This window comes from Streptomyces sp. NPDC057623 (assembly GCF_042800355.1).
GTDB lineage: Bacteria > Actinomycetota > Actinomycetes > Streptomycetales > Streptomycetaceae > Streptomyces.
Map to the genome: position 1 here is coordinate 26323 of NZ_JBHVGZ010000081.1, position 16250 is coordinate 42572.

General features: G+C 69.6%; 9 protein-coding genes and 2 pseudogenes. 1 reads left to right on the top strand and 10 read right to left on the bottom strand.

Translation table 11 applies throughout. The features are described from left to right. Window positions 1-163: 163 nt before the first annotated feature. The 5 genes from ACFU95_RS43690 to ACFU95_RS43710 all read right to left on the bottom strand — a co-directional run bounded on the left by ACFU95_RS43690 (window position 164) and on the right by ACFU95_RS43710 (window position 9183). The gene (locus tag ACFU95_RS43690; RefSeq protein WP_383840909.1) at window positions 164-4147 is read right to left on the bottom strand and encodes an Rne/Rng family ribonuclease; all 3984 of its coding nucleotides are present in this window, start codon (window positions 4145-4147) and stop codon (window positions 164-166) included. A gap of 262 nt (window positions 4148-4409) precedes the next feature. Further along, a complete protein-coding gene (locus tag ACFU95_RS43695; RefSeq protein ID WP_383840912.1) occupies window positions 4410-5192 on the bottom strand; it encodes a TIGR03936 family radical SAM-associated protein in 783 nt (260 codons plus the stop codon). A 48-nt stretch (window positions 5193-5240) separates the two neighbouring features. Then, on the bottom strand, window positions 5241-6356 hold the full coding sequence (locus ACFU95_RS43700) for a hypothetical protein (protein ID WP_383840915.1): 1116 nt from the start codon (window positions 6354-6356) through the stop codon (window positions 5241-5243). Between the two features lie 59 nt (window positions 6357-6415). Beyond that, on the bottom strand, window positions 6416-7570 hold the full coding sequence (locus tag ACFU95_RS43705; protein ID WP_383840917.1) for a M20 family metallopeptidase: 1155 nt from the start codon (window positions 7568-7570) through the stop codon (window positions 6416-6418). 50 nt (window positions 7571-7620) lie between these two features. Beyond that, window positions 7621-9183: an AbgT family transporter gene (locus tag ACFU95_RS43710; RefSeq protein ID WP_383840920.1), complete on the bottom strand. Its 1563-nt coding sequence runs from the start codon at window positions 9181-9183 to the stop codon at window positions 7621-7623. 122 nt (window positions 9184-9305) lie between these two features. Here ACFU95_RS43710 and ACFU95_RS43715 point away from each other — a divergent pair, with 122 nt between their 5' ends. After that, window positions 9306-10334 (top strand): Lrp/AsnC family transcriptional regulator, encoded by a 1029-nt coding sequence (locus ACFU95_RS43715; RefSeq protein WP_383840923.1) that lies wholly within the window; start codon window positions 9306-9308, stop codon window positions 10332-10334. Window positions 10335-10341: 7 nt separating this feature from the next. Here ACFU95_RS43715 and ACFU95_RS43720 read toward each other — a convergent pair whose 3' ends face one another. From ACFU95_RS43720 to ACFU95_RS43740, 5 genes and pseudogenes are all read right to left on the bottom strand, one after another. Next, a complete protein-coding gene (locus ACFU95_RS43720) occupies window positions 10342-10482 on the bottom strand; it encodes a hypothetical protein (RefSeq protein ID WP_383840925.1) in 141 nt (46 codons plus the stop codon). Between the two features lie 15 nt (window positions 10483-10497). Beyond that, window positions 10498-10602 (bottom strand): annotated as a pseudogene (locus tag ACFU95_RS43725) (hypothetical protein); the annotation flags it as partial. A gap of 34 nt (window positions 10603-10636) precedes the next feature. Further along, window positions 10637-10885: pseudogene (locus tag ACFU95_RS43730) on the bottom strand (glucose-6-phosphate dehydrogenase); the annotation flags it as partial. A gap of 390 nt (window positions 10886-11275) precedes the next feature. Beyond that, window positions 11276-13903: an NACHT domain-containing protein gene (locus ACFU95_RS43735; RefSeq protein WP_383840928.1), complete on the bottom strand. Its 2628-nt coding sequence runs from the start codon at window positions 13901-13903 to the stop codon at window positions 11276-11278. Between the two features lie 307 nt (window positions 13904-14210). Further along, window positions 14211-15947 carry a restriction endonuclease gene (locus ACFU95_RS43740; protein ID WP_383840931.1) on the bottom strand — a complete coding sequence of 579 codons (1737 nt, stop codon included), beginning with the start codon at window positions 15945-15947 and terminating at the stop codon, window positions 14211-14213. Window positions 15948-16250 lie beyond the last annotated feature (303 nt).

Sequence of the window (16250 nt, forward strand, 5' to 3'; positions counted from 1 at the left end):
GGGGGGTGTGGTGCTCCGATCTCCAAGGACACGCCGACGGTAAGGGTTAGGGGGTGGGGGCGGGGGGGGCAAAACGGGGTGGGCCCCCAACGGGGGGTGGCCGGTAAAGGGGACCGCCCGCACCTCGTGTCACTCGTCGATGAGCGTCACTCGTTGATGAGCGTCACTCGTCGGTGGCGGCCGAGACCGTGGTCTTCTTCGCCGTCGACTTGGCCGCGGCCGTCTTGACGGTCTTCGCCGCCTTCTTGGCCGTGGCCTTCTTGGCGACCGTCTTCTTGGCCGCGGTCTTCTTGGTGGCGGCCTTCTTCGCCGTGGCCTTCTTGGCCGTCTTACGGGCCGTCTTCTTCGCCGGAGCCGTCTCCTCGACGCCCTCCGCGGCGGCACCGGACTCGGCCTCCGCCGCCGGGACGACCACGACGGCCGTGTCCTCGGACGCGGTCGGCGCGGTGGCCTTGCGCACGGCACGGCGCCGCGGGCGGGCCGGAGCGGCGCTCTCGGCGGCCGCCTCGGCCGGAGCCGCCTCGGCCTGCTCCGCCGGAGCCTCGGCCAGGGCTTGTGCCGCCTGCTCGGGCGCAGACGACGCCGCCTCGCCGACGGTCACCACGGTGGCCTCGGCCCCCGCGGGCGACCCGGCGGGCGCGGACACCTTGCGGGTCGCGCGACGCCGCGTACGGCCCTTGGGCGCGGTCTCCTCGACGGACGGGGCCTCGGCAGCCGGTGCCTCGGTGACCGCGGCCTCGACGACCACGTCCTCCACGGCCACCGGCTCGGCCTTCGCCTCGGCGGCCGACTCCGGCTGCACCGGACGCGCCACCTCGTCGGCGACGGTCACGTCCTGAGCCGTGGGAACGGCCTCGGACTTCCTGGGCGCACCCGCCGGGGCCGAAGCCCGCCGACCGCCACGGCGCCGCGAACGGCCACCGCGGCCGGCCGCGGCCTCCGCCTCGGCGACGCTGCTGTACAGCTCCTCGTCCGGGGCGAAGGCGGGCTCCGGGAGCGCCGCGGGCTGGGCCGCCTCGGCAGCGACCTCGGCCTCGGTCTCCGCCTCCTCCTCGGCCGTCTCGACCGGCTCGACGGCGACGGCGGCCTCGTGGACGTGCTCGGGACCGGCACCGGCACGCGCGCGCTTCTTGCGCTTGCCGCCGCCTCCGGCGGAGGTCGGCTGCTCCATGTGCACGATGACACCGCGGCCGTTGCAGTGGACGCAGGTCTCGGAGAAGGACTCCAGCAGGCCCTGGCCGACCCGCTTACGGGTCATCTGGACCAGGCCCAGCGAGGTGACCTCGGCCACCTGGTGCTTGGTCCGGTCCCGGCCCAGGCACTCCAGCAGGCGCCGCAGCACCAGGTCCCGGTTGGACTCCAGCACCATGTCGATGAAGTCGATGACGATGATGCCGCCGAGGTCGCGCAGCCGCAGCTGGCGGACGATCTCCTCGGCCGCCTCCAGGTTGTTCCTGGTGACGGTCTCCTCGAGGTTGCCGCCCTGACCGGTGAACTTGCCGGTGTTGACGTCGACGACGACCATCGCCTCGGTCCGGTCGATCACCAGCGAACCGCCGCTGGGCAGCCAGACCTTGCGGTCCAGCGCCTTGGCGAGCTGCTCGTCGATCCGGTAGGTGGCGAAGACGTCGACCTCGGAGGTCCACTTCGACAGCCGGTCGGCCAGGTCGGGCGCGACGTGCGAGACATATCCGTGGATGGTCTCCCAGCCCTCGTCACCGCTGACGACGACCTTGGAGAAGTCCTCGTTGAAGATGTCCCGGACGACCCGGACGGTCATGTCCGGCTCGCCGTACAGCAGCGTCGGCGCGTTGCCGTTCTTGGCCTTCTTCTGGATGTCCTCCCACTGCGCCTGCAGTCGCTCGACATCGCGGCGCAGCTCGTCCTCGCTCGCGCCCTCGGCGGCGGTGCGCACGATGACGCCCGCGTCCTCGGGGACGATCTTCTTGAGGATGGTCTTCAGACGCGCGCGCTCGGTGTCGGGCAGCTTGCGGCTGATGCCGGTCATCGAGCCCTCGGGGACGTACACGAGGTAACGGCCCGGGAGGGAGACCTGGCTGGTCAGACGCGCGCCCTTGTGTCCGATCGGGTCCTTCGTCACCTGGACGAGCACGGACTGGCCGGACTTGAGGGCGGACTCGATGCGCCGCGGCCCGTTGGCCATGCCCAGCGCCTCGAAGTTGACCTCACCGGCGTAGAGCACGGCGTTGCGGCCCTTGCCGATGTCGATGAAGGCGGCCTCCATCGACGGCAGCACGTTCTGGACCTTGCCCAGGTAGACGTTGCCGACGTACGAGGTCGCCTGCTCCTTGTTGACGTAGTGCTCGACGAGCACGTTGTCCTCGAGGACTCCGATCTGCGTACGGTCGCCGTGCTGGCGGACGACCATCACACGCTCGACGGCCTCACGGCGGGCCAGGAACTCGGCCTCGGTGATGATCGGGACGCGGCGGCGGCCCTGCTCACGGCCTTCCCGGCGGCGCTGCTTCTTGGCCTCCAGGCGCGTGGAGCCCTTGATGGACTGCACCTCGTCGGACGGCTCGGCCTTCGGGCGCGGCTCGCGGACCTTGACGACGGTGCGCTCGGGGTCGCCGTCACCGGGCTCGGTGTCGGCGCCGGAGTCACCGGCGCGACGACGACGGCGGCGGCGACGGCGGCTGGAGCTGGACCCGCCGTCCTCGGCGCGCGCGTCCTCGTCGTCCTCTTCCTCCTGCTCGGCGGTGTCCTCGGCGTCCTGCGCGGCCTGCTCGGCGGCGGCCTCGTCACCCTCGGCGTCACCGCCCTCGGCGTCCGCGGCCTCACCACGACGGCGGCGGCGGCCACCGCGACGGCGGCGCCGACGCGACCCGGTCTCCTCGGCGTCGTCGGAGTCCTCGCCGTCGGCGACGTCCTCGGCGGTCTCTTCGGCTTCCTCGGTCTCGTCCTCGGCGACGGCGGTCTCGACGGCCTGGGTTTCGGCCTCCTCGGCGCCCCGGCGCCGGCGACGACGCCGTGCCGCGCCGGGCTGCTCCTCCGCCGGGGCCTCCTGCACGTCCTCGGTCTCCGCCTCGGCGGCGGCCTCGGCGGCAGCCCGCTGGGGCGTCTGGAACTGGGGCTCGGTGAACACGGGCGCCTGGAACACGGCCACGGCGGGGCGGGCCGGGCGCGGAGCGTCGGGAGCCTCGGAGGCGGGGGCCTGGGCGGGCGCGGCGAACCCGGCGGCGGCCCGCCGGACGACGCGACGGCGGCGGCGCGGGCCGGCGGCGTCCTCGTCGGCCTCGGTCTCGGCAGCGGGGGTCACCGGCGTCTCGGCGGGAGCCTCGACGGCAGCGGCCTCGGCCACCTCGTCGACGGGCGCGGAGACACGGCGCGTGGCGCGACGACGCGAACGACGCGGAGCGGCCTCCTCGGCAGCCTCGACGGCTTCCTCCGCCTCGGCGGGAGCTTCGGCACTCACGGGCGCCTCCGCGCTCTCGTCAGCCGGGGCACCGGCGGGCGCGGACACCCGACGGGTGGCACGACGCCGGGCGCGACGCGGGGCCTCCTCCTCGGCGGCCTCGACGGAGGCGGCGGCCTCGGCAGGGGCGGGAGCCTCAGCGGCGGCAGGCACCTCGGCGGGGGCGCTCTCGGCGGCCTCCGTCGAAACCGGCGCGCCGACGGGCGCCGACGCACGGCGTGTGGCACGGCGACGCGTACGAGGCGGTGCCGCCTCCTCGGTCACCCCGGCGCTCTCCGCCGGGCTCTCCTCGGCGACCGGCGCGGCGGCAGCCACGGGCACCACGGTCTCGGCGGCCTCGGCAGCCGCGGGCGCCCCGACGGGCGCGGACGCACGGCGTACCGCGCGGCGACGCGTACGGCCGGCGGGTGCGGCCTGGGCCGCCTCTTCCGCCGCTTCGGTCTCTTCGGCTTCCGCGGCCTCAGGAGTCACCTCGGCCGCGACGGCCTCGACGCTCTCATCGGGCTTCTCGGCCTCGTCGCTCAGCGCCGCCACGTCGGTGGCCTCGGCGACCGGTATGGCCGGCGCGACCACGTCTGCGGGCTGCGCCTCGGCGGCACCCGTGGGCGGGCCCGCGGGGCGGGACGCGGCACGGCGCCGACGACGCGGCGGCAGGGTGTCGCTGGGGCTGTTCAGTTCGGAACCCTCGGTGGGTTCGGTCGGTTCGAGCATGCGGGCGTTTCTCCCGTCAGGCTCCCGGGCGCCGCGCCTGGTCCGGCGGTATGCCGGTGACGTCCGCGGCTCGCGCGATGCGCGACTGCCGCCGTCCGGGGCGCGGGCGCCGCACGGGAGCTCTCTGTGTCCTGTCTCGCCGGTTCCGTACGCCGAATGCGTACGGCCTGGCGAAAGTCTTCTGGTCGGTGCGCTGCCCGACCCAGGTGGCTCCCGAGTACGAGGGCGGCGCTTCGACGTCCGTCCCTACGCGGAACCTTCCTTACGCCGGCGCCGTCGCGGCGGCAGCGGTCTCGGCCTTGGGTGGGGCCGTCGCTGCCTCGCGGTCGGGCGCGAGCGGGTCGGTCACCGTGCCGGTCTCTTCATCGAACAGCCCCTGCGCCAGCCTGGTCACCGCTGCGGGGACCGGCGGCGCCAGGTCGGCCACGGCGCGGAGACCGGACAGGACGTCGTCGGGTCGTACGGCAGGCGTCACGTGCCGAACAACCAGCCGCAGTATCGCACAGGGCTGGTCGGTCGGCCTATCAGCCAGCGAACTGTGTGTTTCTGTTCCCTTGCTGCTTTCCAGTTGGACGACCGCCGGACGGGCGTCGAAAGTGCGCACGCCGTTCTTGGTCATGCGCTGGACCTCGACGGCCTCGGCGGCGTTGAAGGCGGCGATCGCGTCCTCGGCCTCGGCCGGGTCCACGCCGTCCAGCCGCAGCTCCCAGACGGACGCCGTGAGCCGGTCGGCGAGCCCGGAGGTCCGGGCCTCGACCGCCTCGATGATGTCGAGCCCGGTGGGCATCGACTCGTCCAGCAGGACCCGCAGGTTCTCCGGGTCCCGGGCCGCGGTGAGCGCGATCTCCAGGTATTCCGCCTCACTGCCCGTGCCGGTGGGTGCGGCATTGGCGTACGACACCTTCGGATGCGGCGTGAACCCCGCCGAGTACGCCATGGGCACCTCGGCGCGGCGCAACGCACGCTCGAAAGCGCGCTGGAAGTCACGGTGGCTGGTGAACCGGAGGCGGCCGCGCTTGGTGTAGCGCAGTCGGATGCGCTGCACCGCGGGTGCGGGCGGCGGGCCTTCGGGCTGTCGCTTGCCCAGTGTCGTTCAGTCCTTCGTGAGAGCGGTCGTACTGCTACCAAGAGTACGTGTCGCGCGGCCCCGAGGTTCCCGCGCGGCCACCGCTTCCCGCTCCCTCGGCTCCCCGAACACCATCCGGCGGAAGTCGGCCCGCGCCTGCCGTACGGACTCGCGGGCGGCGGTCATGGCCTGCCGGGTGGCGCGTCCCACACTGCGCGCGGCCTCGGCGACGGGCCTCAGCACCGCGTCCCGGACGACGTGCCCGACCGGCGTGAGCACGGTCCGGTACACCCACCGCACCGGCTCCACGAAGGTCCATCGGAAGAGGGTGGCGAGGAACCGTCCGAAGGCGAGCGAGATCCGTCCGGCGACCCGCCAGGCGTGCCCGAGCGCGTCCCAGACCTCCCTGCCAATGACGGCGAGGACGCGGCCGACGGGGGCGAGGACCCACCGGTACAGGCCCAGCGCGGGCAGCACGAACAGCACGCGCGCGGTCCAGTACAGAGCGATCCCGATTCCGGTGGTGATCGCGCTCAGCAGCCACACGAGGCCCCTCGCGCACCAGGCGATCGCCCGCCCGACCGGCGCGAGGATCCACTCGTACAACCACAGGGCGGGGACGACGAGGAGATACCGCACCAGCCACGCCGCGACGCCGAAGATGCCGAGTCCGATCGCGGCGAGCACGGCGCCGATCCCCCGCAGGACCCACATCACCGCGTGCCCGACCGGAGTGAGCACGCGCGCGTAGAGCCATCCCAGGCCGGCCCCGATCCCCCGCGCCAGCCACGCGCACGCGTGCCCCACAGGAGTCAGGACGTACCGGTACAGCCACACCGCGGGTATGACGAAGAGCATGGTCCCCAGCCAGGCGAGGGCCTTCGCCAGGGGCACCACGCCGTACCGCCACAACGCCACGAACGGCCACACGAACACCGCCCGGCCGAGCCACAGCAGCCCCCGCCCCACCGGGCGGAGCACCGTGTCGTTCAGGAAGCGCCCGGCGACGACGAGCGCGTCCCACGCCATCCGCACCGGCACGACCAGCACGAGCACGACGATCCGCACCGGAACGCGGATCGCGACCACCAGGCACCCTTCGGGTTCCCGGCGCTGCGGTGGTGGCGGTTTCTCGAGATCCATACCGTCGTAGACGCACGGAACGGGCCGGTCGGATGCAGGTCGGGGACACGATCCGGCAACTACTCCGCGTACGCCATGAGCAGCCCCGCCAGCAGCGCCGTACGCGAGGGAAGGTGGTCCAGCAGGACGTGTTCGTGGCGGGCGTGGGCGCCGCCGCCGACCGCGCCCAGGCCGTCCAGCACGGGCCGGCCGAGCGCGGCGACGAAATTGCCGTCGCTCGCACCGCCGACGGAGGTCTCCGCGGCCTTCCACCCGAGCTCGCCGGCGATCGACTGTGCCTGTTCGAAGAGGAGCTGGGAGCCGGGGTGGGGCACCATGGGCGGGCGGTTCCAGCCGCCGGTGACGGTGACCCGGACGCGCGGGTCGGCGGGGCGCAGGGCGGCCAGCGCGGCGTCGACGCGGGGCGCCTCGGCGGGCACGGCGATGCGTACGTCGATGCCGCAGTGGGCGCGCCCTGCGATGACGTTGGTGCCCGTGCCGCCGCTGATCACGCCGACATTGACGGTCGTGCCGTGCTCCCGGGAGCCCAGGGCGGCGATCCGGGTGACCAGTTCGGCGAGGGCGTGTACGGCGCTCGCGCCCGCGCAGGGGTCGAGGCCCGCGTGTGCCTCCACGCCCTCCACCGTCACCTCGAACAGTCCGACGCCCTTGCGGGACGTCTTCAGCGCCCCCTCCGGCCCGGCCGACGCCTCGCACACCAGCGTGGCGGCCACGTCCTCGCTGAGCCGCTCGATGTGCGGGCGGGAGGCGGGGCTGCCGATCTCCTCGTCGCCGTTGAGGAACAGCCGCACGGCGGGGCGGGGCAGCTCCAGCTCGCGCAGCAGCCGCAGCGCCCACACGGCCTGCACCAGGCCGCACTTCATGTCGAACGCGCCCGGCCCGCTCGCCGAGCCGTCGCCGGTCACCCGGAACGGCCATGCGGCGAGGGTGCCGGCCGGCCAGACGGTGTCGTAGTGGCACAGCACCAGTACCGTCGCCTGTGCCGTGCCCTCGTACAGCAGCTCCAGCATGTCGCCGTGCGGGCCGCCGTCATGGCGTCGTACCCGGTCGGGCGGGCCGAGCCTGAGGTGTGTCCACCGCTCGACGGCCGCCAGACCCCGGTTCAGCAGTTCCTTGTCGTGGCTGGGGGTTTCCAGCTCGACCAGCGTGCGCAGGTCGTCGGTGATCTCGGGCAGGGTGGTGCGGGCCAGGGACTCGATACGGCGCGGGGACACGGGTGCTCTCCTCATGCGGTCGTCATGTCACGGGCGTTGCGGCGACGGGGTCAGCGGACGGAAACTCCCGGCCCCAGCGGTATGCCGAGTGCCCACCAGGCGTAGAACAGCAGCGTCCAGGCCGCCAGCATGGTCAGGCACAGCGGCAGGGTCAGGGACAGCAGCGTGCCGATGCCGGCCGAGCGGCGGTACCGCTGGACGACGCCCAGGGTCATGACGAAGTAGGCGCTCATCGGGGTGGCCGCGTTGGTGCAGGAGTCGGCGATGCGGTAGACCGCCTGGGTCACCTCGGGCGGGATGTCGAGGAGCATGAACATCGGCACGAACACCGGGCCGACCAGGGCCCATTGGGCGGAGCCGCTGGTGACCAGCAGGTTGATGACCGTGCAGACGAGCAGGATGCCGAGGAAGGCCCACCCTCCGGTGATTCCGGCCGACTTGAGCAGGTCGGCGCCCCGGATCGCCATGACCTCGCCGACGCCGGTCCACTTGAAGTAGGCCAGGAACTGGGAGATCGCGAAGAACAGCACCAGGATCGGGGCCATCTCGCGCAGCCCCTTCGCCATGTGGTCGGGGATGTCCCGGCCGCTGCGCACGGTGCCCACGGCCCGCCCGTAGACCGCGCCGGCGATCAGGAACGCCACCGCGAGCACGACCGCGATGCCGGTCAGCACCGGGGACTGCACGATGCTGCCGCCCTCGCCCCGCAGCGGCGAGGAGCGCGGGGTCATCGCCGCGACGACGACCGTGACGTACGCCAGCAGCGCCCACCCCGCGTTGCGCAGCCCGCGCCGTTCGTCGACGCCGAGGGTGAGGGGCGCCGGGACGTTCTCACTGCCTTCGCTGTCCTGGTCCACCGGCTCGGGCTCGTCCGGCATGGCCGCCACCCGCCGGGCGATGACCTTCTCGGTGACGACCGTGATGACGGCGGCGAGCACCACCGAGGACCCGATGGAGAAGAAGTAGTTGGACAGCGGGTTGACGACATAGGACGGGTCGACGGTCTGCGCGGCGGCGGTGGTGAGCCCGGCGAGCACGGCGTCCGTCGGGGTGACCAGCGGGCTCGCGTCGTACCCGGCGGACACGGACACGAACGCCACCACCGCGCCGAGCATCGGGCTGCGTCCCACGGCCTTGAAGGCCAGCGCGCCGAGCGGCACCAGCACCACATAGGCCGCGTCGGAGGCGGCGTGCGCGACCATCGCGGTGAACGCCAGCGTGAACGTCAGCCACCGGGCCGGGACCCTGGCGACCGCGCCCCGCAACATCGCCGGAAGCATGCCCGAGCGGTCGGCGACGGCCACGCCGAGCATGACGACCAGGATCGTGCCCAGCGGCGGGAAGGTGGCGTAGTTCGTCACCGCGTCGTTGATCATCATCCGCAGCCCGTCGCCCGAGACGAGGCTGTGGACGGTGACGGTCTTGCCGCTGGCGGGATTCAGCGCGGAAGCGCCTGCGGCGGACAACACCCAGCTGACCAGGGCGAGTACGACGCTCAGCACGCCGAACAGCCAGAAGGGGTGGGGGAGTTTGTTGCCCAGTCGCTCGATGCGCACCAGCAGGGCCATCAGCCCGGTGAGCGGGGCCTGTTCGGTGGTCTGGTTGGAAGCCACCCTCCATTGACTACCCGCCTGAAGAATTCATGCAAGGACCGCGTCAATTTCGAACGTATCGTTCACAGGAATCCGCGCCCTGACCGATTCGGTCCGAGACGGGATGTACGACCATGTACGGCATGTCATTCCTGGACGACGACGACCTCGATCTCGTCGCCGCACTCCAGCACGCCCCGCGGGCCCCGCTGAGCCTGCTCGCGGAGGCGCTCGGCGTGTCGGCGAGCACGGTGGGGCGCAGGCTGGCCCGGCTGGAGTCGGAGCGTCTGCTGCGTGTGATCGGCCAGCTCGACTGGTCGGTGTCCGGCGAGGGCCATCCCTGGCACGTCTGGGTGACGGCGGAACCCGGCGGCGCCCGCGAAGTCGCCCGCCGCCTCGCCGAGTTGCCCGGCACCACCCTGGTCGCCGTCACCGCCGGCACCACGGACGTCTACTGCTCGGTCCTCCCCGAGCGGCGGGCCGACGTAAGGGACCTGCTGACCCGGAGCATCCCCGCCACCCCCGGCGTCCGCTCGGCCCGCTCCGAACTCGTCCTCTCCGCCACCACCAAGTCCGACGCCTGGCGCCTGCCGCGCCTGGCCGGCGACCAGATCGACCGCCTCGCCGCCCACGCGGCACAGGACACCCCCATCAGCACGTCAGCCACCCCCGGCCCCCTCACCGAGGACGAGCTGCGCACCCTGCGCCTGCTCGCCGCGGACGGCCGTACGACCGCCGCCCAGGTCTCCCGCCGGCTGGCCATCGGCCAGTCCACGGCCTACCGACTCACCCAGTCCCTGCTCCAACGCGGCCTGGTCCGCCCCCGCGTGGAGATCGAACCGGCCCTGCTCGGCTACGCCCTGGAGGCGGTGGTGGCCCTCACGGTCTCCCCTGGCGCGATCACGGACGTGGCCGCCTCGCTCTCCACCCACCCCTCGGCACGTTACGTCTCCACCACCGCGGGCCATTCCTGCGTGGTCCACCAGGGCGTCTTCCGCGACGAACGCGGCCTCGCCGACTTCCTCACCCACGACCTCGCCGGACTCCCCGGCGTGACCTCCTTCGACGTCTCGATCGTGCTGGAGGCCCTGCGCCGCCACTGGCTGGACCGCGAGGCCGGCCGCCTGGCCGCCGCCGCACCCGGAACGGACCACGGCGACAGGGATCGGTGAGGGTCCTTCACCGCCGTGGCGACAGCGCCATGGCTGTCTCGGCGATCACCTCGGGGGCCGGTCCCACGTCGAGTGCGGCCCGGTAGCGGCGCTTCAGGGCAGAACAGGCGACCACGCGGAGCAGTTGGAGAAGGTGGTTCTGGATCACGTCCTTGAGCCCGCCGACGTGGCCGTAGTAGCCGGCCCGGCCCTCCAGATCGAGCGTCTCGTCCCAGGTGATCTCCGCTTCGGCGATGTGGGTGCTGTTCCAGATGGGCCCGGCGAGCAGCCCGGTTCAACTCCTGGGCGCCGGCCAGGTCTTCGCCGAACGGCTTCTCCAGCACGATCCGGCTGCCCGTCGGCAGGCCCACCTCCTGCAGCGCGGTGACCACGCGGGGGAATTGAGCGGGCGGGAGGGCGAGGTAGACGGCGACCGGTCCGTCGCCGGTGGGGGCCGCCGCGATGTCGGCGGAACTGGTGGCATCGGCCCGTACATAGCGGGCCCGGGCCGCGACGGCCTCCTTCGCGGCGGCCGGGTACGGTCCGCCGTGCCGGTCCAGCTGAGCTGCGATCCAGTCCCGGTACCGCTCGCTGCTCCAGTCCCCTGCTCGCGCCGGTCAACCGGAGCCGGTCACCGAGGTGTCCCGCTTACTGGTGGGCGGCCAGCGCCTGCAACAGGTAACGCGCTGTGAGGTCCCCTGGCGCACCGAGGGCGGCGAGCCGGTGAGTCGTGCCTGCGCACCTGCCCTGGCCCGGGCGAGGTTCACACCGCTGGTGGTGATGACCGTAGGGAGTCGGAGGTGCAGATGAGGGCCCGGCTCGTCCGCATGAGGGCATCGCCTGGACCCAATCGCGGGACCGCTCCTCCATGAAGCCCCCCGCCCGATTTCCTTGACCTTCACCAACCGGTCCTTCTGCAACGTGGGTACCGCCTACGCATCGCGCCCTCTCATGGAAGCCGTTCAACCAGCACCGATGATGATCTCCAGGCCTGGAGACAACCGTTCCGCTCCAACGACCCTCGTTCCGGCGGGCAACTGCAGAGTGCGGAGGGAAAAGACTTGCCGCAACGAAGTCACATCGATGTCGGGCAGGGAAGTCTCCAATATCAGCTGCGTAAGACGGGGAAAGTCACCGACCCACTCCCAAGAACAACGCAGGTCCGCCGCGATGCACAGCCCGGCGAGGCGATCAGCCACACAATAGCGTTTAATCTCCTCAGGACTGATCGGCGATACGATCTTCAATAGTGATCTCCCACCGAACCTGCGCAGGGCCTGAAGTTCTCGACTGCTTGAAACTACGAAATAGAAGTCGTCCTCCTGCAAATGGGCGATGACTTCTTCAGCATAGCGGTCAGTATCGAATCGACTCCACGCCAGGGCTAGTTCAGCACGCACCCGTAAGTCATCTACGGCTCGGAAACGAGCCAACACGGAAATAGCGGCATCGGTCCCGACCCGAACAGCCGTCAGGACGGTGAAGTAGGCTTCGTCTGAAGTGAGACCTTCCGGACCTTGCAGCAGTTCGAGTACGACCGGGCCGACATCCGCGAGCCCGCGAGCCTGGGCGATGGACCGGGGAGGAATGAGCTTCTCGGCACGCCGCTGAACTTCGGTTCGTACGGAAGGATCAAGCTCTGTGGCGTCGTCCAAGCATGCAGCAGCCAGCAGATGGAGGCGGTGGCGAATATCTGCGGATGAGTCACCGCGTTCGACCAGACTCGTGAGTAGTCGGGTACGTTCTGCCGGACGCGCGTGAGCCACGGCCATTCGGACGACGTCCTCCCACTGGTCAAGGTGGGCATTACCGCCCAGGAAGTCGAAATCGAGGCTCTCCACGGCCGCTCTCGCTCCGAGGTAGTCTTGAAATGTCCTGTGAATAAACTGCATAGTGCCTTCAATGGGCTCTATAAGCAGGCCACTTCGAACTAGAAGATGTTGGTAGATCTGCTTCACCGTGCCCTGCTCCGCGACACGCGGCATCGCCGTCAGCGCTTGGGACAGCAAGTCCAGCACATCGCGTTTATCCATCTCCGAACGACCGTTGCGGATCAACCAGTAAGCCAGCTTCTGGATCAGCTGAACCTGGTGGGTTTCGCCGATACGCATGTCGCCCACCTTGTAGACTCCGCGCTCCCGGTCTCGCCTGGACAGCAGCATGGACAGAGCCGCGTCATAGAGTTCTTTACGTCCATCGGGAAGGTAGCCCCTACGGTCACGGTGCAGCGCACAAATCAGTGCACACATGAGTGGGTTGGTGGCAAGGCGGGCGAGTTCCTGCTTGGCCAGTATTGCGTAGAGCAATTCCTTGCCATACGTATCTGCACTTCCGGACGCTTTGTGCCAACGTTTGATGAACGCGGCGACATCGTCGCGACTCATGGGCGACAGATCCAGTTCCGAGAACCCCTCGTCTGCTAACCAGCATTCTCGCACGGCCGAGGGGCGTGAAGTCACAAGCCAATGATTCCTGGGATATGCACCGATGAGATCCTTCAGCCAGTTGCGGGCTTCCTCGCGTTCCCCTTCGGGTATCTCGTCGATGCCGTCGACCAACATCAATCCACGCCCCGCAGTTAGAACACGGTCGTACCAGCCTGTGGGCTGGGCATGGGCAATCGGGCATCCTACGGCAGCAAGAAACTCGTCCGGGGCCGGCAGCCTCGCCCCGGCTCGGGTCAGTGACCGCAGAGGCAGCACGAACGGCACCAAGCCATGCAGATACAGGAGCCGCTCATCGAGGCCTTTACGAACGGAACTGACCGCCAACCACTGCACCAGCGTGGTTTTTCCGGAACCTGCCACTCCTCGCAACAGCACCCGATCACGCCCGGCAAGGACCTTTTCGGCGGGGAGCACCAGCGGAACCTCACCAACCGCGGTCTCGGTCGCTTCTAAGCTCAAATAAGCCGCGTCGAGAGGCCAGGCAGCCGAAGATTCGGACAGATCAAGACCGAAAATGGTTAACTTGCCATGCTTTTTGGATATGTAGCGCGCATACCGTTCCTCAAAACTGCCGTCTGCCGGGGAAGGGCTCCGCAGAATAAGTGCATCGATCTTCGACGAGAGTTCTTCGATCCTGCGACTTTGCGCAACCAATGTGCGCGGAACGAACGTAGACCTCGTAGTGAAGAAGTGCAGGATGTGCAAGCAGGCCGTATCTACGACGTTTGCATGCAGTAACACTGCATCGCTTGAAAGACCAAGTGTGGCTGCCTGATTGCTCGACCGCAGGAGTCGAGAAAGTTCCAGATAGCCGAGCCGGACGGCTTGGACATCTTCCATGTCGATATGTCCCAGGGAGCTGAGTGAGTGTGCGACCGCGTTCACCACTGCCCGTTGCTCGTAGCTGGCAAGGCGCTCCGACACTCCGGTCGACTGCGCTGCGCGATCCACCAACTCTTCTGCGACCTTGCGGAGATCAGAGTCCGAGAGAGTCCGCTTCTCTCCACGGAAGGAAACTAGTTGGGAGACACGCACAGGGCGGTCTACCAGACCCGCACCGGGCCCGTCCACCACAAACAGCTTCTTCACCAACGGGACAACGACGCTCGATGCGAGTCGAGCCCCAATGCTCACCGGTTCCATGATGCTTCAGCATAGAACTCCGAGTCCGGCCACGGCCGTTGAATGCACTACTGGGGCCAAAGTGAAAGGATCTCCCCCCAGGGGCAGAGGACCACCGTTCGACCGAGAAGACGTTCCTGCCCCTCAGGGAGAATCTCTCCGATCTTGGCCGTGGGCAGGTAGAGCAACTCGCTGCCGCCTCCAGGAACACCCGCCGAGCCCATTTGTTCACCACAGTCAGAGGACAGAAGCTTCTTCCCAGTTGGCCCCACCGGAAAATGCGTATCCATGGCAGGGCACGCCCAGAACTACACAGGGCGTCGTACTGCTACTCCACCTCGATGCCGTAGTCCTGGAGGAGCTGTTCCAGACCCCGTGGGTAGCCTTTTCCGCCGAGAACGAAGTCCCAGTCACCGTTCGGACGGTGCCGGAACGAGCCCAGGACCAGGGCCGTTTCCCCCGGGCGACCGTCCGAGACGTCCAGCCGGCCGAGCTCCGCCCTTGCCGGGTCCAGCAGCCGGATACAGGCGTCAGTGAATTCCGACAAGTCAGCATCCGGGTTCACCTCTGGATCAACCGCAGCCACGAGCACGAACCGATCGGCCTCCCGCGGGAGCGCGTCGAAGGAGACACGAATCGCTGCCTTGTCCGGCGCCCGCGCCGGCACTGCTCGCACCGAACCATCCGGAGTCTGCGGGTTGTTGAAGAACACGAAGTGCTCTTCACTCAGGACCCGGCTGCCATGACAAACGAGTGCGCACACGTCCAACGCGACGTTCCCCGACCACGTCATGCCCAACACGTTGTAGTCGTCAGTCGGGGTTGCAGGTCCGGCAGGCGTCGTCTGTGTTGGGGCCGCACGCCCACCCTCCCCCAAACGGCCACGAAGCCCGTGCCTGTGCAGCAGATCGACAAGCTCACTCCCCGAGATGAGCTCCAGGGGCTTACCACGGGCGAAGGTGTGCGAGCCGGGTCCGAAAGCCGAGGTCGTCACCAGAACGCCCTTGTTGGCACCGCGGTCCTGCACCGTGCCGTACAGGTCACGCACGGCGGTGGGAGGAACCGTGTTCCGATAGCGCTTCACCTGTACGACGATCTTGCCGCCTCGGATGGGAGTCGGGTCCAGCGCGTCGACATCAACGCCCCCGTCGTTCGAGCGCTCAGTCGTCACCGCCTGCATCCCCATCGCACGGAACAGCTCCGCGACCAGCGACTCGAAGGCGATCGGATCCATGTCGTACAGATCCGGCTCCTCGTCCCCGCCATGCGTGACGACGTGGTTGCCGACCTCCCGAGGCCGACGGCTCGGCCGCACCGAGGTGAGCTGATCGGGGCGAGTAGCGAGTTGTCCGCGCAGCGCATCGGTCAGACAGCTGACGGGATCCACCTGCTCCAGGTGCAGCTCGGTGAATCCCGACCGTTCAGCCATGACAGTCGCCAGAAAGTTGTGCGACTGCCTTCCCGTCGCCGGGTCGGGCGCGTCCACGAAGCCGTTCAAAGCGACCGAGTGGAGGATGCCGTACTCATCCGCCGCGAACAGCTGATGCAACACCAGCAGCATGCTCTGCGCCAGCACCTCTCGGTACAGCGCCCGACGCTGGGTCACAGGACGAGCGGTCTCCTTGTCCTGGTCCTGAGAGGGGACGTACCTCACCGACTTCGCTTCGGGCACGACTTCGTACGTGGGCATCTCCCAGTCCAGGACGAGTTGCCGGGCCGCTGGGTCGAAAGCTGCGGCGAGCTGCCGCGGGAAACCTTCAGGCCAGGCAGTCGACGAGTAGAGCACGGCCGAGAAGTATTCGATCACGGAGTCCGGCTCGCGTCGCCTCACGCCCTCGGTCACCTCGCCGATGCCGGCGTTATGCCGACGTATTTCCGACCGCTGAGCCTCCGCCGCTCGCTCATACTCCTGCTGTGCGGCCGCTAACTGCTGTTGCCGCTGCGCTTCGGCAGCCTGCGCCGCGTGCCAGTCGCGTTCGAAATGGGCCCGCGCCTCGGCCTGGGCTTGTGCACGCCGACTTGCGGTCCAGCCTCCCTGCGCCTGGTACTGGTTCTGATCCGGCATGCGCACAGGCCACGCAAGCGGCCCTGGATCGAACGGTGCGAACTCTTCCGGGCGCATCAGGGACGACGCCCTGAAGACCGGGGCCTGGCAACCAGCGACGAGCAGTCCTTGTAAGGACGCGGCCCTGGCTTCGATCTCCTCGGTACGCCGCCTGGCCTCCGCCTGCCGGAACTCTCGATGCCCCTGAGCAGCGAGCCGCTGGTAAGCCCGGTCACGTCCGCGGGAGTGGTGTATTGACGGCCACTCGGTGATCTCGTTTTGAGGCTATGCGGTGAGTTCGGTGGGTAGGTCGGTCTCGCTGGT